Source organism: Brevibacillus sp. FIR094 (genome assembly GCF_050477165.1).
Lineage (GTDB): Bacteria > Bacillota > Bacilli > Brevibacillales > Brevibacillaceae > Brevibacillus.
The window spans coordinates 83,817-104,269 of the sequence record NZ_JBEAES010000007.1 but is presented as its reverse complement, the minus strand read 5'-3'; the positions used below and the strand labels follow the sequence as shown (position 1 = coordinate 104,269).

The 20,453-nt window shown below is 47.2% G+C and carries 10 protein-coding genes, 2 tRNA genes and 1 pseudogene; 12 read left to right on the top strand and 1 reads right to left on the bottom strand.

What is annotated here, in order from left to right; genetic code table 11:
* Window positions 1–4: 4 nt before the first annotated feature.
* The 7 genes from ACQ5DJ_RS07685 (at window position 5) to ACQ5DJ_RS07655 (ending at window position 2,685) form a co-directional block, all read left to right on the top strand.
* Entirely contained in the window at window positions 5–538 is a 534-nt protein-coding gene (locus ACQ5DJ_RS07685) for a TlpA family protein disulfide reductase (RefSeq protein WP_429841920.1), read from the top strand.
* A gap of 172 nt (window positions 539–710) precedes the next feature.
* Window positions 711–908 (top strand): hypothetical protein, encoded by a 198-nt coding sequence (locus ACQ5DJ_RS07680; protein WP_376896918.1) that lies wholly within the window; start codon window positions 711–713, stop codon window positions 906–908.
* Between the two features lie 328 nt (window positions 909–1,236).
* A complete protein-coding gene (locus ACQ5DJ_RS07675; RefSeq protein ID WP_015891498.1) occupies window positions 1,237–1,407 on the top strand; it encodes a YycC family protein in 171 nt (56 codons plus the stop codon).
* Window positions 1,408–1,434: 27 nt separating this feature from the next.
* Entirely contained in the window at window positions 1,435–2,001 is a 567-nt protein-coding gene (locus ACQ5DJ_RS07670; RefSeq protein WP_429841919.1) for a thioredoxin family protein, read from the top strand.
* Between the two features lie 65 nt (window positions 2,002–2,066).
* Window positions 2,067–2,375, top strand: coding sequence for a hypothetical protein (locus tag ACQ5DJ_RS07665; protein ID WP_429841918.1), 309 nt, complete (start codon window positions 2,067–2,069; stop codon window positions 2,373–2,375).
* A gap of 98 nt (window positions 2,376–2,473) precedes the next feature.
* Window positions 2,474–2,558 (top strand) — tRNA-Tyr (locus ACQ5DJ_RS07660).
* A gap of 45 nt (window positions 2,559–2,603) precedes the next feature.
* Window positions 2,604–2,685 (top strand) — tRNA-Leu (locus ACQ5DJ_RS07655).
* Window positions 2,686–2,849: 164 nt separating this feature from the next.
* Here ACQ5DJ_RS07655 and edeQ read toward each other — a convergent pair.
* Entirely contained in the window at window positions 2,850–3,287 is a 438-nt protein-coding gene (edeQ, locus tag ACQ5DJ_RS07650; protein WP_144614969.1) for an edeine self-resistance N-acetyltransferase EdeQ, read from the bottom strand.
* 297 nt (window positions 3,288–3,584) lie between these two features.
* On the opposite strand from edeQ, the gene edeP reads away from it, so the two are divergent.
* The 5 genes and pseudogenes from edeP (at window position 3,585) to edeL (ending at window position 20,421) form a co-directional block, all read left to right on the top strand.
* Complete coding sequence (gene edeP / locus ACQ5DJ_RS07645; RefSeq protein ID WP_429841917.1) at window positions 3,585–8,090, top strand: edeine non-ribosomal peptide synthetase EdeP; 4,506 nt, start codon at window positions 3,585–3,587, stop codon at window positions 8,088–8,090.
* Window positions 8,091–8,148: 58 nt separating this feature from the next.
* The gene (locus tag ACQ5DJ_RS07640; RefSeq protein WP_017249074.1) at window positions 8,149–9,396 is read left to right on the top strand and encodes a lysine 2,3-aminomutase; all 1,248 of its coding nucleotides are present in this window, start codon (window positions 8,149–8,151) and stop codon (window positions 9,394–9,396) included.
* A gap of 24 nt (window positions 9,397–9,420) precedes the next feature.
* Window positions 9,421–15,934 (top strand): annotated as a pseudogene (gene edeN, locus ACQ5DJ_RS07635) (edeine non-ribosomal peptide synthetase EdeN).
* Between the two features lie 15 nt (window positions 15,935–15,949).
* A complete protein-coding gene (locus ACQ5DJ_RS07630) occupies window positions 15,950–17,113 on the top strand; it encodes a pyridoxal phosphate-dependent aminotransferase (RefSeq protein WP_429841916.1) in 1,164 nt (387 codons plus the stop codon).
* Between the two features lie 17 nt (window positions 17,114–17,130).
* On the top strand, window positions 17,131–20,421 hold the full coding sequence (gene edeL / locus ACQ5DJ_RS07625) for an edeine non-ribosomal peptide synthetase EdeL (protein WP_429841915.1): 3,291 nt from the start codon (window positions 17,131–17,133) through the stop codon (window positions 20,419–20,421).
* The last annotated feature ends 32 nt before the right edge of the window (window positions 20,422–20,453 follow it).

Here is a 20,453-nt window from a genome sequence, read left to right as displayed (position 1 = left end):
CAAAATGAAAAAGCTGTTGCTCGCGGTGCTCGTATTATTGGGGGTCGGACTTGCTGTTTGGGAAAAGCCTCAAGAAACGGCCGCAATCGTAGCAGAGGTTCAAAAACCGGAAGTTGGCTTTGCTGCTCCTCATTTTACACTGACAGGATTGGACCAGCAGACGTACAAGGTAGAAGGAAAAAGAACGAAACCACTAGTCTTGAACTTTTGGGCTTCTTGGTGTGGACCATGTAAGCTGGAGGCGCCGGATTTACAAAAAGTCTATGAAAAATACGGCGGACAGGTTGATCTGTATGGCGTGAACGTCACGAGCAATGACAGCCCGGAAGCAGCTATGGCCTTCGTCACCAACTACAAGCTGACATTTCCGATACCGATGGACGTAGCTGGTACTGTGTCGAACCGTTACAAGGTGATGGCATTCCCAACTACTTACTTGATTGACGCGGATGGGATCGTACGAAAGAAGATAATCGGAATGGTTGATGCGCCTACACTGGAGCTAGAACTGCGCCAGTTGTTAAGTCCAAAGCCATAGGGAAGGTTCATAAGTCGCTTGGAGAGAATTCTCCAGCGGCTTTTTCTATTTGTTGACAAGTATGACAAGGCCCATTTTGCAGGTGCATATCTTGATTTTGTATGCTTGCCTAAAGAGCGAGGGTGTTCTCCTTCATAGACTGGAGTGATCCAGGGCAAAGGGAGGAAAACGGATGGCCAAGGGCAAAAAGATCAAGAAGAAGAATTCGCGACAGCACCCCAATCAAGTACAGCTGAAGATCGTAACGTCCCATACATGTCAAGTATGCAAGAAGCAATGTGCACGAGGGTTGGCATATCTGGAACAGATGTCCCAGCCCGGCGCGATCGGCTTTGGTGTACCATGCATCCTTACTAAGCAAAAGCCATAGTTCGTCCTTTTCCATGTGCGGAATATGTGTTTTCGAGAGAGAGTCCCTTCGCGTGCGGATAGAAGGGATCCACAGCCTGCCTCCAATTTGGAGCTGCCTACGGGTGGCTCTTTTTCATTTTTCATGAGGAGATAGGGGTGGATAAATGTGACTAAAGTGGTTCAGTAGAGGGGAAGGATACGTGATACTGGTGATGCTTATTTGGCAAATAGGCAAGAAAACGTTTTTTAAAAGGCTCCCGAGTGCCAAGCTTGTATGCTGGCAGGTTTAACGGCTGTGTATTATACTGAAGGGACTGATGAAAGCAAGGGAAAGGGGCAAAAATGACATGCGTCCATTACAAATATCACCAGAGACGGCAGTCAAGCTGGCGGAAGCGCTTCAGGTACCCTTGGAACGTCTGATGCACATGCCGCAGCACATCTTGTTGCAAAAAATGATGGAGCTGGCTAATCAAGAAAAGGAAGCAAACGAAGCAGCGAATAAAAACCAAGAATAGGCGAGCGATACAAAAGGAGGAGAAAAGATGGGGGCAAACGTAGCACATAAATTCCGTACGGGGCTCAAGCCACAAGCGTTTGTGGAAAGCATGACAAAAAATCAGGATACATACCAAAACTGGTCGGATGCATTTTCATGGGAGGATGAACAAGACCGTGCGTTTTTTGCTTCGCTCCAGCATCGTGATGACCTCAGATGCTTGATTTTGGCTGCGGAATGGTGTGGAGATGTCGTTCGCAACCTGCCAGTCGTCTTGCATGCCTTGAAAGAAACAGACATGCCAGTGGAAATCATGGTGATGGAAGAACACCTCGATCTCATGGATGAGTTTCTCACGATGGGCGGTCGGGCGATCCCTGTTGTTATTTTCGCGGACACGGGTGGACATGTTCTGGCAAAATGGGGACCGAGACCGAAGCATGTCCAAGCTGTCATGACGGCGTTTAAACAGCAAAATCCGGACCGAAACGCACCAGATTATGAAGACAAAATCAAAGTGGCACGTGCCGAAATGCTCGAGCAGTATGGTGAAGGCACTGGCTACCAGCAAGTGATTGTCAAAGAACTGAGAGAGCTGCTTTCCTCGATCTAATCTATCACATCAATAATAGGCGGAGTCACGGCTCCGTCCATTTTCATGCAGAAGGGCTGAATAACATGTATTACTACGGGAATGAAACCATTATGTCTTTGGAGCAGGTGCTTCGTTTAAAGGCATCAGAAGTTCGAATTCTGGAGTGGGTACGTACCTACGAGTTTTTAGAAAACAGCTATGGGATTGATGAAGCCGTTCCCTACTTCTTGGAGATAAAATGTGAACAAGAGCAAGTGAAGATTCGCAAAAACCGTATACTAGACTTCCCGGAATACTCCTGTGAGGGAGAAGCAACATTTCAAGAAGTAGACGAAGCACTGCGCGTCTTTCACGAGTGGGCACAGGAGATCTTAGCGAAAAAAGAGAGTTAATCAAAAAAAATATTGACGTAAAAGAAAGTTCATGGTAGATTAATAAATGTCGCTTCTGGTTGAAGAGAGTAGACTCAGAAGATAGACAGCACATATGTGGGGAGATAGTGAAGTGGCTAAACACGGCAGACTGTAAATCTGCTCCCTCCGGGTTCGGCGGTTCGAATCCGTCTCTCCCCACCATTGATTTTCTATCGATGATGTGCTATTTTATTCATAGTTTCACATGCCGGTGTGGCGGAATGGCAGACGCGCGCGACTCAAAATCGTGAGGGAAACCGTGGGGGTTCAAGTCCCTTCACCGGCACCATATTAAAAACGAATGCACACTAACCATGATGTTTAAAGACACATGGAGGGTGTGCTTTTTTATTATACGAGAAAACAATTCAAACAGCGGCGAGTCTAAGACTTGATTTTTAGGTCTTAGGTCGCCGCTGTTTCATTTTTGGGGAACGAAAATAGCTAGCAAGCTTAAAAGTTCAATTCTGCAATCGTTTCACCAAACAGAACCATGCCATTTTTTTGAAATCCGAGTGAAGCGTAAAGGTTTTCGGCAGCTACGTTTGCTGGGGCATAACCAATGACAATTTTTTGACAATCGTCTTTTGCTTTCAGTATATCAATGACTTGCGAAATTGCAGCACGTCCGTAGCCTTCCCGTTGATACTTGGCATCAACTAAGAGTCTGTAAATCCAGTAGTTTCCATCGTCGGGGTCCAGCCCATACATGACAAAGCCAACCATCGTGTCCTCGTGGTATATGGCCAAAGGGACAAATGTAGTTTGAAACTTTGCTTCGGCGATGGAGTAGAGGTTCGGGGCAACAAAATCACTCTGTTCAGGAGTAGGTTCCAGTTCAATACACTCTTCCCAGTTTTCCAAGGTTACTTCACGAAGTGTCACAGACATCTAATCACATTCATCCTTCCGGTAGTTTTCTACCAATATATTACATTTTATCCTACGTGAAAAGGCAGACAAAATCAATAGTGAGTACAAATTTTTTCCATTTTTTGCGGCGCTAGAATAAGGAAAAAAAGATGGAATTCATTCAATTTTCAGAAATAACATTTTATGGAAAATTCATTTGACACTATAGAAGAGTCATCTATATAGTTGGTATTGGAAGTATTTGTAACTAAAAAGATTTTTTACCATGTTCGAATTGTGATTACATCTGCACAATTTCGAAAGGGGGGATATGCATTGCGCCAGGATAAGAAGCAATCGAAGATGGGATATCCTTTAAGTCATCCACAAAAGCGTATCTGGTATACGGAAAAATTACATCCACAGCTTCCTATCCATACCTTAGGGGGGGTGGTGCGGGTTCAAGGAAAGGTGAAACTGGAAGTACTGGAAGCGGCCATTCACCTGTTCGTTCAAAAGAACGATGCTTTACGACTCAACTATCAGGAAGAAGAAACAGTCCTTCAGTTTGTTGGAGAGTATGAACCGCAGCCATTGCAGGTCTTTGATTTTAGACAGGAACCGAATGCCTCTGATCGGTGCAGACAATTCCTTCAAGCTTTGTTTGCAAAGCCGTTTTCGATCGGACAGGAGCCTCTATTCTACTTTTGTCTGATTCAACTGAGTGACGAAGAAGCGGGATATTTTGTAAAGTTTCACCATTTGATTGCTGATGGTTGGTCCATCTCCATTATGACTGAACAAATTGCTCACTATTATGACACGTTGTTGGCTGGCGGTACCGTTCACGTAGGAGATGAACACGCTTATCAAGCATTTGTCGACAGGGAGCATGCCTATTCTCAGTCTGAGAGATTTGAAAAGGACAAGCGATACTGGCGGGACAAGTTTCAGAGCTTGCCTGTGATCACGACATTACAAAAGGCAACAGATACGAGCGAAGGCAAGCGCAAAGTCTATGCATTCAACCGTGAAGATTCGACAAGAATACGCCAGTTTGCAGACCAGATGAAATGCTCGCTTAATTCCTTGTTTGTAGCTCTCGTCAGTCTTTACCTTCAGCGTTGTACGAGGCAAGAAGAAATCGTGATCGGTACGCCTCTGTTAAACCGTTCAGGTAAAGTGGAGCGCAAAATATTCGGGATGTTCACCAGCACCATGCCATTTCGTCTGGCAGTTCCGATGGAAATGGATGCCTTCGATTATGTTAAACATGTCAACAGGGAATTGACTTCCTGTTTTTTTCATCAGAAATATCCATACGATTTGCTGGCTCAAGAATTGGAATTGAAGAAACATGGCTATGACAGCCTGTTTCAGATTTGTGTAAATTATTACAGCACGCAGCTGCCCTTCACCATTGGCGGGTATTCCGTAACGAATGAGGAGTTTTACAACGGTCACCAGCTGTATTCGCTCCAAGTAATTATCAGGGAATGGGCTACAGATGAACGATTGACGCTGGAAATGGATTATAAGATCGCCGAGTACACGGAAAATGATGTTGATCGAATCGCGGATCATCTTGTAAGGCTGCTCAATCAAATGATCGCGAATCCAGAAGTACCACTGTCCAATCTGAACTTCCTTGCTGACGAAGAGTTGGCACTACAACTTAAAACGTGGAACGATACAGCTGCTTCTTATCCCAGCGAGAAGACAGTTGTCCAGTTGTTTGAAGAGCAAGTAAAACGCTCGCCACAGGGAGTTGCATTGGAGTCAGAGGGACGTATGCTGACATTTCAGGAATTGCATGATCAAGTGAATCGACTCGCTCAGTCGTTGCGAAACCGAGGAATTGGCCCTGGCGTTATTGTTGCGCTGCTGGCAGATCATTCGCCAGAGATGATCATCGGGCTGTTGGCAGTGCTAAAAGCTGGCGGGGCTTACATTCCGATTGATCCTCAACTCCCTTCTCAGCGCATCGAATACCTGCTGTCGGATTCTGGAGCGGACCTGTTGCTTCGTCACACCTCGCGAACAGACGTTATTTCGTGGTCCAAAGAAATCTTGGAGCTTGGTGATTCGTCCCTGTATCTAAATGATGGGGCAATCCTGGAATCGGTTAATCAGCCAGAGGATTTGGCCTATGTCATTTATACATCAGGCTCCACCGGAAATCCGAAGGGCGTCATGGTTACTCATCGAGGGTTAGTCAACTATATTTCGTGGGCGAAAGACAGATATCTCTCCTGTCCTGAAGAAGCGTTTGCTTTTTATTCTTCATTGGCATTTGATTTGACGGTAACGTCCATTTTTTGCCCGCTGGTAAAGGGAAATCGGATGGTTATCTATCCGAACTCCGATTCAGAGTTTGTGCTATCGCGCATCTTTCGTGATGGGCGCTCCCATGTTGTAAAGCTGACACCTGCTCATCTGTTTTTGCTGCAAGAAATCGATCTGCCTTCTACTACGGTAAAAAGAGTGATTGTGGGCGGCGAGGACTTGAAGGTGAGTTTGGCTGAGGCGATACATGCGAAATGGAACGGACAAATCGAAATTCTCAATGAGTATGGCCCTACCGAGACGGTAGTCGGGTGCATGATCTATCAATACGATCCAGAGACCGATGTCGAGGGATCTGTGCCGATTGGACATCCGATCAGTAACGTGCAGCTCTACATCTTGGATTCATATGGGAAGCCAATCCCGATTGGATCAACAGGAGAGCTATTCATTTCGGGAGATAGTATGGCACGGGGGTATCTTAACCGCGAGGAATTGACGCAAGAGCGTTTTCTACCCGATCCGTTTCAGCCAGGTAAAGTGATGTACAAGACGGGCGATCTGGTTCGCTATCTGCCAAATGGAGTCATGGAGTATCTGGGGCGGGCTGACTATCAAGTGAAGATTCATGGTTACCGCATTGAATTGGGGGAAATTGAACAGCAGCTACTTGGTCATTCTTCTGTGCGTGAGGCAGTGGTGATCGATCGCATGGATACGTGGGGGCGTAAGTACCTTTGTGCTTATTTGATCACGGAACCATCTTTCCGGGAAAAAGAGCTCCGCGAAGAACTGGCAAGTCGATTGCCCGCCTACATGATTCCTTCGCAAATCGTGCCGCTTGAACAGTTTCCGCTGACCTCAAATGGCAAGGTAGATCGAAAACAGCTTCCCGAACCTGTCATTGAAGGAAAAGGTGCGGAGGATGAAACCAGTCCTCGTGACGAGTTTGACAAGCTATTGGTTGAAGTGTATGAGGACGTGCTTGGTCGTTCACCATTTGGTCTACATGACCCGTTTTCCCAACTAGGGGGGGATTCGATCAAGGCGATTCAGGTTTCCTATCGATTGCATCAGCGAGGAATCAAGATTCCGGTAAGAGACATCTTGATTTATGACACGATTGCAGAACTAAAAGCGAGAAGTGACTGGAGCTGGGGAGTGGAACAGATCTCACAAGAGCCGTGTACTGGCGAGTTGCCGTCATCTCCAATCGTTTCTTGGTTTCTGTCACAACAGTTCCGCAATGCTGATCATTGGAACCAGTCGTTGCTCCTTGAAAGCAAAGAAAAAGTAACGCTGGAGGAGTTTGAAGCGAGTCTATCTGCTCTGGTTAACCATCACGATTGTTTGCGACTCAATTACTCTGCAAAAGAAGGGAAGCTCTTTTACAATGAGCGCCACCTTACCAACCGAGTGTCAGTGTCTTGTGTTGACCTTTCTTCCTTCCCGCAAGAAGAACAGGAGAGTAGGATGCTTGAGGCGATGGGAGCTTGCGCTGTGAGCTTCAAGCTGGAAGAATCCTTGCTGTTTACCGGTTGTTTATTTGAATTAGGTCCCGATCGACCTCAACGATTGTTTCTGACGGCTCATCATCTTGTTGTGGACGGTGTCTCCTGGAGGATTCTCCTGGAAGATTTGATCAGTGCCTTGGCCAGTCTAAAACGGAATGAGCCGATCGCCTTGCCTGATAAAACACATTCGATGCAAGCGTGGATAAAGGAAGTCTCCGCCTATTACCAGTCGGATCAGGCAATCAAAGAAAGAGCATATTGGGACATGTTTTCCATCCCGGAAGACAAACTTCCTACGGATTACGATTTTGGCGAAGACTTGGTAGAGTACAGCGCTACATCTACACGCACACTTTCAGCCGAGTTAACGTCGCGACTGTTGACAACGGCCAATCGAATGTTCAACACGGGTCCCCAAGACCTTTTGGTTGCCGCGCTTACCCGGACATTATGTGATGTGTTTGAGAGGGAGCGTCTCTTGCTGGTAATGGAGTCGCATGGGCGTGAGTCTGCTATTCATACGAAGAACGTAACCAGAACAGTAGGATGGTTTACCAGCATGTATCCTGTTCTGTTCGAGACGAATCCATCCAATCGGACTGATCACTTAAAAGCAGTAAAGGAGAAATTGCGTCAGATTCCAATGGGTGGGCTTGGGTTTGGTTGGCTAAAGCCTCATCTGCTCGCGGCAGAGGAAAAGTCCCATGTTCGATTCAATTATCTGGGAACCGTTGATAATCAACTGAATGATGATCTGGTTCTCATGGGAGGAAACTTGGCGGTTGATGCCGGAGTGGGTAATCATTTGACAGCACTGCTTGACGTGGCTGCTCTCATTCGTCAAGGAGAACTCCAGGTTTCTGTTACGTACAGCTTGCGAAAGTATCGCGAGGAGACCATGGAGAAGTTACTCGAGTTATTTTTCCGTGAATTGGAGCAGCTCATTGATCATTGCTGCAGTCAGGACGTCCCGGAATTTACTCCATCGGATTTCGAAGATGTGGAATTGACACAAAAAGAACTGGATTTGCTGTTTGGTTAACCGAGTGTTCGAGAAAGCAAAGATAACGAGTGTTTATGAATGAACGGGAGGGATTACATTGAGTGTTAAGGTATTAATGGGAAAAAAAGGATTTGAGGAGTTCGCAACAATTGTCGGCTTTACAGAAGCAGAGAAGGAAGAACGTGGTGCATTACTGGAGCAGTCTTACATGCCATTTAAGGTGACTCGCTATTATGCCGAGTTGATTGCGAGTCAATCAGAGCCTTATCGCACCCAGATGATCAATATCGTGCTTCCGCCACCGGGAGAGAAACCCTATAAAGGGCGCTTTGATCCGTATGGTAACAAGTCGTACCGTCAGGATGAAACAGCATTCCTGCAACATAAGTACAAAAAGACATTGTTGCTTCACATCGACGACTTTTGTATTGCCAACTGCCAGTTCTGCTATAAAGTGAACGAAATCCGCCATGAGGATATTGGATATACCAATATTATGGAAAAAGCAGAAAGAGCAGTGCAGTATTTGGAAGCTCATCCGTACATCGATAATGTCCTCTTTACTGGAGGAGATCCAGCTTCCTTCCGTAAAAGCTCTGACTTAATCAAGCTGATTAGCACTCTATTGAGTGTGAAGAGTATTCGACTCGTACGTTTTGCAACCAAGGCTTTGGCCTATGATCCGGCTCGCTTTCTTGATGGAGAGCTGCTTGCGTTTTTTGACCAAGTTAGACAGACACCCGGTAAGCAGGTAAGTGTGATTTCCCAGTTCAACCATCCCGGGGAAATTAGCGACGTTTCGATCCAAGCAACACAAGCGCTGCTATCTGTTGGTGTACAGATTCGCGGACAGCCTGCCATCATTCGCGGAGTAAACGATTCTGTCGAGACCTTGATCGACTTGCAACGCAAGTTTCTCGATAATCGAATCATTTCGTATTATTTGACAGTGTTTATGCCAGTCAGGGGAGTCGAGCAGTATGCCATTCCACTGGATGAGGCGTTCCGGAATGTGGCCGAGTCCAAACGTAATCTGGGTGGCTTGGAGAAAAAAGGGGTACTTCTTACTTCACACGACTTTGGAAAATTAGAGATTTGTGGTTTTTATCCGACAGCTGAGCGCCCTGAAAAAATTGTTTTGAAATGGCATCAAGCAGTCGGGCCAGACTATCTTCCAGAGCGGTTGAAGGAATTAATTCCAACTCGTTCAGAAGACCTGATGATTTTGGACTACAAGCAGGGAGAGATGTATTGTCTCGACCATGTGTTCAAACACAATGGCTTGCCGTACGTGGATGCAGATGGGGAGATCGTGGAAAACCTGCCGAGTGAAGCTGTTCGGTAAGGGAGTCAGGAGAGAAAAATTGTGATGAACAAGATCGACAAAAACAATATAGCTGACATTTTGCCGTTAAGTCCAACGCAGGAAGGCATGCTGTTTTACTACCGACTCCAAAAGGATTCCAATTTGTATTTCGAACAGCATCGGCTAACCCTTCGTGGCAAGTTTCAGCTGGAGTTGTTTACGCAGGCTGTTACGATGGCGTTTGAGGCTAATGAAATGCTTCGTACGGTTTTTCGCTGGGAGGGGCTTCAAGCCCCTGTCCAGCTGATTCTCAAGCAAAAGACATTGGAGATCCCTTATTTCGATTGGTGCGAGTTACCATCTGGAGCGCGGGAAAGAAAACTGTCTGTCTTGTTATCGCATGACAAGCAAACACCCTTCTCGCTTGAGTTGGGCAATACCATTCGCATTCAAGTAGTAAGGATGGAGTTGTATCGTTATGAAGTCATATGGTCATTTCATCACATTCTCATGGACGGATGGAGTTCCGGCATTCTCCTAAGAGAGATATTTACAGCCTATGGACAATTGTGCTCGGGGCTGTCCCCTGCGATCAAACAGAAGGCGAAATACAAGGAGTATCTGCGTTTTCTCAAAGAAGCATCGAAAGAACAATCGTTATCGTATTGGAAAGATTCCTTACAAGGAATTAGCTCTCCTACACCGCTTCCCTATATGCGGGATCGTAACGAAGAGAGGCGGTATTCTTCTTATCATCTTCGGCTCAGTCAAACGCTTACGGAGACATTGGAGGAAACATCCAAGCGTTACCGTGTGACAATCAGCACAGTGCTGCAAGCTGCATGGGGTATTTTGCTGCAAAATACAGCGATACGCGGGATGCTCTTTTTGAAGTGGCGTACGCCGGACGCCCTGCCCATCTCACCGGAGTAGAGGAAATCGTCGGCCTCTTCATCAAGACGTATCCGCTCCGAGTCAATCGGACAGAAACGACAACAGTCAAAGATCTGCTGGGTGTCATGATGGAAGAACAGCACCAGATGGCCCCGCATTTGTACGTACCAGCAGTTGAGTTGAAAAACTGCTCAGAGATGGACGCACAAACCCCTTTGGCGCACAGTTTGTTCGTTTTCCAAAACTATCCGATCGACAAGACGCTGGCCGGATTGGAACTTGACTTCGAGTTGGAGAACATCACTTCACATGAAACAACCGATTATCCAATGGTGCTGGAAGTAACACCAGGTGATGAATGGACAGTCCATGTTAACTATCAGGCATGGAAGTTTCAAGCGAAGGAAATCGAAAGCCTGGCGCTTCACTATCTGAGCCTTCTTGAGCAGATTGCCGCTGATCCGGATCAAGAGATTCGTGATCTTACCTTGCTCAGTGATCGTGAGCGGCACGAGATGATTGAGGAACAGATGAAAGTCGTGCCAGTTCCGAGTAACTACTGCGTGCACGAGTTGATTGATCAAGTGGCAGAAAAAACACCGGATGCAGTTGCGCTTGTACAAGGAAAGCAGACTGTGACCTACAAGGAGTTACAAGAGCAAGCAAATCGCCTGTCTTGGGCTCTGCAAAAGGAGGTGACAGATGCAGGCCGACCGATAGTTATCATGTGTGATCGTTCCCCTGAAATGATTACTGCACTGCTGGCTATCCTCAAAACTGGGTGTTACTATGTCCCGCTTGATCCAGACTTGCCGAAAGCGCGAATCGAACAGATCGTAAGCCAGATTCAGCCTAGTCTGATTGTGACAGAGGGCAGCTATCTGGAACTCGTCGCTGACTTGCAAACAAGGGTGTTTCTTCTGGATGAACCAGCATGCTGGGCACAGGAGTTAACTCAAACACCACAGCGAAAAGCGGCACCTTCGAGTACTGCGTATGCCATTTTTACTTCTGGTTCGACAGGTACGCCAAAAGGTGTGCGTGTAAAGCATGATCAATTAATCAATGCTCTGTGGTGGCACATTGAATTTGTCGGGTTCGGAGAGCAGACGAGAACGTTGCAGATCGCCACGTTGACTTTTGACGCATCGGTTGTCGAGATTTTCTGCACGCTGATCAGCGGCGGTACCCTTTGCTTGTTGCAGCGACATGAAAACAAGTCCCCGCAAAAGCTCGCGGCTGCCATCGATAGCCAACAGGCAAACTTGATACTCGTCGTCCCTACGATGTATCACGCTTTGCTTGACCACGTGCTGATGGCTCGATGAATTCGATTCAAAAAGTGTTGTGTACAGGAGAGATGTTGTCTTCTTCGTTAGTGGAACGACATGCAGCCATGCTACCTCAAGCGCAGATGTACAACTTGTATGGCCCAACGGAAAATAGTATTTCGGCATCTGGTTATTGTGTACCGAGACAAGGGCCTTTTGAAAACCCGCTTCCGATTGGACATCCGAGTTACAACGTTCGTGTCTTTCTTCTAGACCAAGATTTTCATCTGTTGCCCAAAGGGGTAATAGGGGAAATGTACGTAGGCGGGATGGGAGTAACGGAGGGTTACATCGCTGATGAGGAAAGAACCAGAGCGTCCTATATCCTGACCCCGTATGGCAGGCTTTATCGTACAGGAGACTTGGCTTGCTGGACGGATGAAGGGCATCTGCAATATTTTGGTCGCAAGGATTTTCAGATCAAGATTCGTGGCAACCGCGTTGAGTTGGAGGAAATAGAAGCTGTCCTGCGCCGTCAGCCTGGTGTCCGGGAAGCAGCGGTAGTGGCCATTCAGGAGTCAAAGCGTGATCCTTATTTGGTTGCATGTCTGGTTTCGATGCATCCGATTGAGGAACACGTTCTGCGAGAAGCAGTGCTGACTTATCTGCCTGACTACATGCTACCTGCCTTTTTTGTCCATCTTGATGCGTTGCCTCGGACGCAGAGTGGAAAAGTAGACAAGACTGCCTTGCAACGTCTGGATTACACGCAGTATCGCACGGGAAAGCAAGAGGCCCCGGCAGATGAACTTGAGCAACAATTGGCACAAATATGGCGAGAACTTTTGGCAGTTGAAAAGATAAGCGTGCACGATCATTTTTTCTCGCTAGGAGGCCACTCGCTGAAGGCCGCTCAACTCGTGACCAGATTGCAAAAAGAGAGTAAAACAGACATCACGATCAGGGATGTATTCCAGAACCCGACCATTCGACAATTAGCTGACCGCATCAGGGGTAGACAGCCGATATCCTACGCGCCGATTGATCAGGTAAGTAAAGCCGAGAGATACAGGGCTTCTTCATCACAGAAACGAATTTTCGTGATGCATGGGATAGAAGGGGAAAGCACCAGTTATAACATGTCCGGTGTAATCGCGGTGAACGGTCATCTGGATCTAAGTCGAGTGAAAAGTGTGTTTACGGAAATCATCCAAAGGCATGAAGCATTTCGTACTTCGTTTGCGGTACAGGATGGAGAAGTGTATCAATACATCAGCGACAATGTGCCATTTGAGATCAAAACCATTCATAGCGACGACAAGACATTGGACGAACTGATGGAAGACTTCCGGCAATCTTTTGATTTGACGAAAGCACCTCTCCTACAGGTTTGCCTAGTCGAGGTCACAGCCACTCAGCATTATCTGCTGTTCAACTCTCATCATATTATTTTGGATGGCATTTCCCTGAACGTGTTAATGGAAGACTTTGCTAGATTGTATGTGGGTGAAGAGTTGCCTGCACTGCCAATTCAGTACAAGGACTACGCCGCTTGGCAGTGGCAAAAGCGGGGGAGCGAGCAGTGGAATCAGCAGGAAAAATACTGGGTGGATACTTTCAGCGACCGAGTCCCGCTCATGTCTTTTCCGCAAGATTACCCGCGTCCTTCTGTGAAGACATTCCAGGGGGATCACCATACGTTCTTCCTTACTGATTCTACGTACGGTGATTTGCATGCATTTGCTAAGCAGAACGAAGTGACTGTCCATGCTGTTTTGATGTCAGCTTATTACGTGTTGTTGATGAAATACACGTCTCAGGAAGATTTCGTTGTCGGTTCACTGGTAGCTGGACGAAACCATCCCGATTTGGAGCGAATCGTCGGTGTCTTTATCAACTTCCTTCCGATACGCAATCGTCCTCGTGCCGATCTTGTGTATACCGATTTTGTACAAGAGGTTCAGCGCAGTCTGTTACTGGCCTACGAACATCAGGAGTATCCGTTTGAAGAGATCGTTGCTCGTAGCGCCGCCGGCATCCAGCAAACGCAAAATCCATTGTTTGATACGATGCTGATCTTCCATAACCAGCGGGAGCAAGAAGTGAAGTTTACAGTGGGTGACGTGCAATTTGAAGAGGTTCCGCATGAATCGAAGACGTCGAAGCTTGACTTTAAGCTGGATATTACACCACTCGCTGATCAATTCAGGTGCGTGCTTGAATACGATACCCAGTTGTTTAAAGCGCAGACAATGGAAGGCTTCGCGGACAACTATTTGCTTGTACTCGCAGCGCTTCTGAAGCATCCGAAACAGCGGTTGGATGATGTTGAGATCATACATCACCAAACAGAAAAAGAGGGCGTGATGAACTGCCTTCATCATGTCGGAGTTGCAGTTCCAGAACTAGGTCCGGCTCAAATCATGTATGGTACTCTCGGATTTGATGCAAGCGATTCCCTGCATGATCCAGAACAAAACGTGTATCTTTCGATGTGCATGAAACCGGGATGTGTGCCAATCGAGCTAATCGCGCCTGTCGATGAAACGTCACCTTGCGTTCGTTTGTTGGAAGAGAAGGGGACGGGTCCGTACCATCTATGTTTTTCTGTTTCCAATATTGATCATTTTTTGAAAATGTTAGTTAATTGTGGCTTCAAATACGATTTGGTCAGCGCACCAAAGCCAGCGGTACTTTTCAATCATAGACTCGTTGCCTTTCTCTTTCTGGAATCGGTTGGCTTGATTGAACTTGTAGAGAGCGAGAACATGACGCATGACAAATGGCAAAGCAGCGATCAGCGATCTGTTGTCCGGTTGCTTACATCAGATGCTGAAAAGGCACTGTCGTTCTTTACGTTCATGGGCTACCGTGTTCACGAGAAATATCTGGATCGGCAATCGCAAGCCAGCATCATCACACTTGGTAAAGCGAGAGAGAGTAGCATCCAGTTAGTTGAGCCTCGGATGGAGAACTCGCTAGAACAACGCGAGCTCATGAAAAATGGTTCTGGCGTTTACCAAATCGAGGATTGGGTAGCGAACCTGACCGAACGGATCGACACCTTGATAGCGTGCGGCATACCCGTTTCTTTTGCAGACCGGGCAGGAAGTAATCTGCAACTGACAGATGCCCCGTACCTACTTTTAACAAACGGGAAATCAGCTGTAGAAAGACCTAAGCCGATTTTAGGCGAGTTTCATTCGGAAACAACGCCCAGCTATTCCTTCGTTCAGGAACGTTTGCTCAAGCAGGAACAAGAAGATGGGATTGTGGCTGTCAGATGCTTTGACATCGAGCTTCGGAGCAGAATCGAACTGTCGTATATGCAGCAAGCATGGCAAGCTCTCGTGCGACGATTCCCTCTGCTGTCGCCTCAAGGCTTTTCCGAACCGATTCCGCTTGCGCTATGTGATTTACAGGATAAAAGCGAGGCAGAGGCAACGATATGGTTGCGAGAACGATTGGCTGCCGAGCAGAAGAGGCCGTTTAAGGACAAAGCAGGAAGTTTGGCACGTTTTGAACTGATAAAGCTGGCTCAAGATCGCTATCGGTTGATTGGAAGTCTACACAGCTCCTTTAGTGATTGGCGAGGTCTTGGGCTTCTCCTAGAAGAATGGGAGGCTCTGTATCAGGCGATTGCAGAAGGGTATGAGCCGGCTGTGGAAGAACAGCCTCGCTACGAAGCATTCGCTGTTTGGCAGAAAAAAATGCTTTATTACGGACATCTCGAGGCCCAGCGTCACGAGTGGTTGACAGTAGCAAATCCACATTCTGCTCAACCATTTGGTGCGGGTGGGGTAGCGACGCGACATGTCGAGCAATATATCGACCCGATAGATCACGCTGATTTGCTGCATGTAGCTACTCATTCCAATCAGGAGATGGGAGATATCTTGCTTGCCTCCTATCTGTTGTTACTTCGACAGGTCACCCAATTGCCGAGTTTGACTCTTGGGGTAGTGACGACGAATCGGACGCAAGATGTGCTGGAACGAACGCTAGGCAACTTTGACAACATCGTACCGCTCACCATCGATATGCAGACGATCAGTTCGTTTTCACAATTATTGGATCAAACGAAGCAAGTCCGTGCCCAGATGCAAACGCTCGCGTTGTATCCGTCAGAGCACTGGCAAGCGACGACACACATGGAATGGCCGACACTTTTTGTCAACCAGACGATTCCGTTCAAAGCTCAGTCAGCTGCTTGGAAACGTGAAGTCAAACGTTCGGTTGAGCCAGAAATGGCCGGAAGTCCGTTAGTTCTTCAGGTAGCAGAAACTTCGGAAGGTATCCATGTCGTTTTTACCTATGATCCCTCTATGCTTCAGACGGCATATGTTGAATCGCTTTCGGATCGCTATGTGAAAATCCTAAAAATGTTAGCAGATAAATCCAAAATAAAGTAAAAGGGGTAGGAAAATATGGAAATCAGATCCTCTATTAATTTTCACGATGAACGCTTTTTGATGTTTGTACTGGACCAGATGGCAAATGAGCTTGAGAGAAATGGTGGAGAAGCAATCCGCATGACTCTTGGGAAGTCAGAAATGCCGCTGCATCCCGAAATTATCAATTCCATGCAACAGGCATTGGACAGCTTTGAAAAATATTCGCTCGTATATCCAGGTGGGCTGCCAGAGCTGAAAGATAAGCTCGCGACCCACTATAAAACAAAATACGATGTGTCAATCAAACCGGAGAATTTCGTGATCAGTGTCGGTACCAGCACACTCTTCCGTAACCTGTTCTACCTCCTGCTTAAAGAGGGCGATGAAGTGTTGTTGCCACTTCCGTACTACTCGCTCTACCATTTCTGCGCGCTCTTAGTCGGTGCGAAAGTTCGTTACTACAAAATTGATATGGATACATTGAGACTAGATGTGGAGTCGTTTAAAGAGAATTTTACAGACAAGACGAAAGTGGTCGTGATCAACACGCCAGGAAACCCGTTGGGAAATATTCTTACAAAAGACGAATTGTATACAATCGACAGCATCGTAGACGGTCGTGCGGCTATCATCAATGACGAAATTTATGCGAATACCTATTTCGATGACGAGTGCGAATCCGTGATGCAGCTGAAAAATACCAAGTCTACGTTCATCACAACGGATGCGTTCTCCAAAGCGTATCGGATGTATAGCAGACGTGTCGGATATGCGATCGTACCGGATGAGCTGGTGCAGCCACTGACGGTCATTCAGCACCATACACTGCTCACAGCTGACCCGGTTGTACAGTTCGGAGCAATGGCTGCGCTTGATTACCAGCATGAGGTTGATCATTTGGTCCAACTGTACAAAGGTCGTCGGGACTACACGATCGATGCTTTCCAAAATGTAGAGGATGTCCGTGCTCTGCCAGCGAGAGGCAGCTTCTACTTCACGCTTGATTGCGAAGCATTTATGAAGAGAAAAGGCATCAGTACCTCTCTTGAGTTGGCTACGCAAATTTTCGAAGCTACACATGTGGCAACCGTACCGGGTTCTGACTTTGGCATCCCGAACACACTGCGCCTCTCATACTCTGCCGCCAAGTATAACGAGGGAATTAACCGTTTGCGGGATTTTTTCACCACCACCTAAAAAGGGGAAGAATCGCAATGAATGGACGTATGCATCTCGATCTGGATCTGAACGAGTTTAACCTGCTCACTGATGATGAAGCGAACTTGTTAACCCGAGTCAATCAGACAGACAAACCGTATCGCAACAAAGTAACAATCGCTGAACTGTTCGCCCGGCAAGCGGGAAAAACGCCTGATAGAGTCGCTGTGGTAGAGGTGGATCGAGAAAGAACATACGCAGAACTACACGCGGAAGCAAACCAGCTAGCCCGTATCCTAAAAGATGCGGGTGTAGTTCCTTCGCAACTCGTAGGAATTCTCGCAGACCGGAGCTCCCGTATGGTAGCGGCAGTTCTTGCAATCCTCCAAGCAGGTGGGGGATACGTCCCGGTTGATCCGCATTATCCCCGAGCTAGAATTCGGTATCTTTTGCAGGATAGTCGCTGCAAGGTGCTTGTAACAGAATCCATTTATCTGGATGAAATCATACCGGATCTACCTGACAGCATCGAAACGATCATTTGTTTGGACGAGACTTCCTTCCAGCACGAAGGATACAAGGTCTATACAGCGTCAGACATTCGCGGTCAAAAGGATGAGGCGGTAGCTTCGGCAGGTTCAGAGGATGATGTTGCTTACGTCATCTACACATCTGGTTCGACCGGTGCACCAAAGGGCGTCATGATTACGCACAAACAGGTCCTGAATACGTTGTTTTGGCTAGAGGAGACTTTTCCACTAAGCGAGACAGACGTTGTTGCCCAAAAAACCTCGATTTCTTTTACAGACTCGGTGTGGGAATTGTTTTGGCCGCTGATGGTTGGATCAAAGCTGTCTATTTTGAAAGAGGAAGACGGCAAAGATCCGGGAGCGTTGTATGACTGGCTGCGAGAGCAGCGTATTACAGTCACCCAGTTCGTTCCAGCGATGATGAATGTGTTTCTGGCTCATGTGCATTCTCGTAATGAACCAGACCCGTTGCCCCATTTGAAGTGGGTATTTAATGGAGGAGAAGCACTGACAGCTAACCTGGTTCGCGAATGGAATCGACTGTTCCGTACTGCACGAATCGCCAATATTTACGGGATGACCGAATCAGCGATATACGCTTCTGTCTATCTTTGCACAGAGCAGCCTGCTGAAGAAACACTCAGAATTCCTATTGGTGTTCCCATTGCCAATACTCATATGTTCATCCTTGGACAGACGGGGGAAATTTGTCCCCCAGATGTCAAGGGCGAGATTTGCATCGGAGGAATTGGCATCACCGACGGATATTTGGGCAAGCCTGAGCTGACCGAGAAAGCTTTTACCAATCATCCCATTACCGGCGAGCGCCTTTACCGTACGGGAGATGTCGGATTACTCAGCGAAACGGGCGTATTTGAATATCTAGGGCGGATGGACGATCAGGTTCAAGTGCGCGGCTATCGTGTGGAACTGAAAGAAGTGGAACGCGCCGTCCTTCAGCATCCAGCTGTGAATCAGGTAGCTGTATTGGCTATAACTGATCAAATGGGCATGACCGAACTGGCTTGCTACTATGTAGGGCAAAAGGGTGGCGTTCAGTCAGATGGGCTTCGTGCGCACCTGCTAGAGTGGCTCCCCGGATATATGATCCCGAGTTACTTTATGGAACTGCCCGAGATGCCGCTTACCCCGCATGGAAAGATCGATCGCAAAGCTTTACCTGCTGTAAAGCCCGGCGTCAGTAGTGATTACGTGCCTCCGGCAAATCCTATTGAACAAAAGCTGGCTGAGTTGTGGTCGGATGTTTTACAGATTCCATCCCCTGGTGTACTTGATCACTTTGTCGGACAGGGAGGACATTCGCTGAAAGCCATTCAGCTTTTATCTCGGATTGAAAGTGACTTTCAAGTGAAGCTTTCCATGCGCGACCTGTTTGATGCGCCGACGATTCGAGGTTTGGCGACAAGACTCACAGGCAGTCTCCAAGAGATGGAGCAAAAACCGATCGTTTTGCTCTCAGATCAGGAATATTACCCTGTTACGCGAGCACAAGAGCGGCTTTACCTGCTGTGGCAGTTGGAAGAAGATGCTACCAGCTATCATACACCGGGAGTTATGCAGATCAACGGTTCTCTTGATACAGGGCGTCTTCAAGACGTTGCGGATAAACTCGTCGCACGACATGAGGCGTTGCGCACCTCGTTTCATTTGATTGAAGGTCAGGTGAAACAAAAAGTACACAGTGACCTGTCTGTGCAGATCGAGACATGGAAAGCAGATGAAGAAGCTGTGGAAAAGGCAATCGAAGGCTTTTTCCGGCCATTCGATTTAAAGCAAGCTCCTTTACTTCGTATCGGTTTCATTGAGCTTTCATCAGAGGAGCATCTGTTGATTTTCGACATGCACCATATCATTTCAGATGGCATATCGAAGTCCATCTTGCTTGAGGAGTTTTGTAACCTTTACCAAGGACAGGTGTTGCCAGAATTGTCGGTCCAGGCCAAGGAATTCGTTTGGTGGCAAGCGGAACAATCTTCCGAGATCGGCTGGGCCGAGCATGAAGCCTACTGGCTGGATGCATTTTCCGAGCAGCCGCAACCGTTGACAATCCCGACAGATTTTCCTCGCCCCCAAACCATGACATTTGATGGCGACGAGTTGTTGACAGAGCTGTCTGGAGAGTGGTTGGAAAAACTTGACTCGTTCACCCGTCAGAGTTCTACGACGCTGTACATGCTTCTTTTGGCCGTCTATTCTGCTTTGTTATCCAAATACAGTAATCAGGAAGACATCGTCATCGGCTGCGACATGGATGGTAGACAACGTGCGGAGTTTGCCCCTGTTGTAGGAATGTTTGTTAACACCTTGGCCTTGCGAAATTGGCCGAAGAAAGAATTGACCGTCCAAGAGTATATCGGGCAGGTACGGCAAAACGTGCTAAGCGGTTTTGAGCATGGAGACTATCCATTCGATCAACTCGTAAGCCAGATTCAATTGACTCGCGATCCAGCAAGAAACCCGTTGTTTGACGCCATGCTGACCCTGCATCATGCAGCAGAGCAGCAAAAGGTCCGTCTCGATCAAATCGAGTTTGCTCCGTACGAGTTCAGACGCAAAGCTGCCATGCTCGATTTGGCTTTGGAAGTGGTTAAGGCTGAGGATCACATATGCATGCATTGGCAATATAACACGAACTTGTATCACAGAAGAACAATCGAGAAGATGGCCCAAGACTTTGTCATTCTTCTGGAGCAAATGGTAACCCACCCGAACCGAACCATCGGACAACTTCAGATCGGTCATGGAGTAGTACAAGTAGCGCAGGGACAAGTGGACGACGATGACTTTGCTTTTTAAGAAATACATGACGGACAGAAAAGAGGGATTGG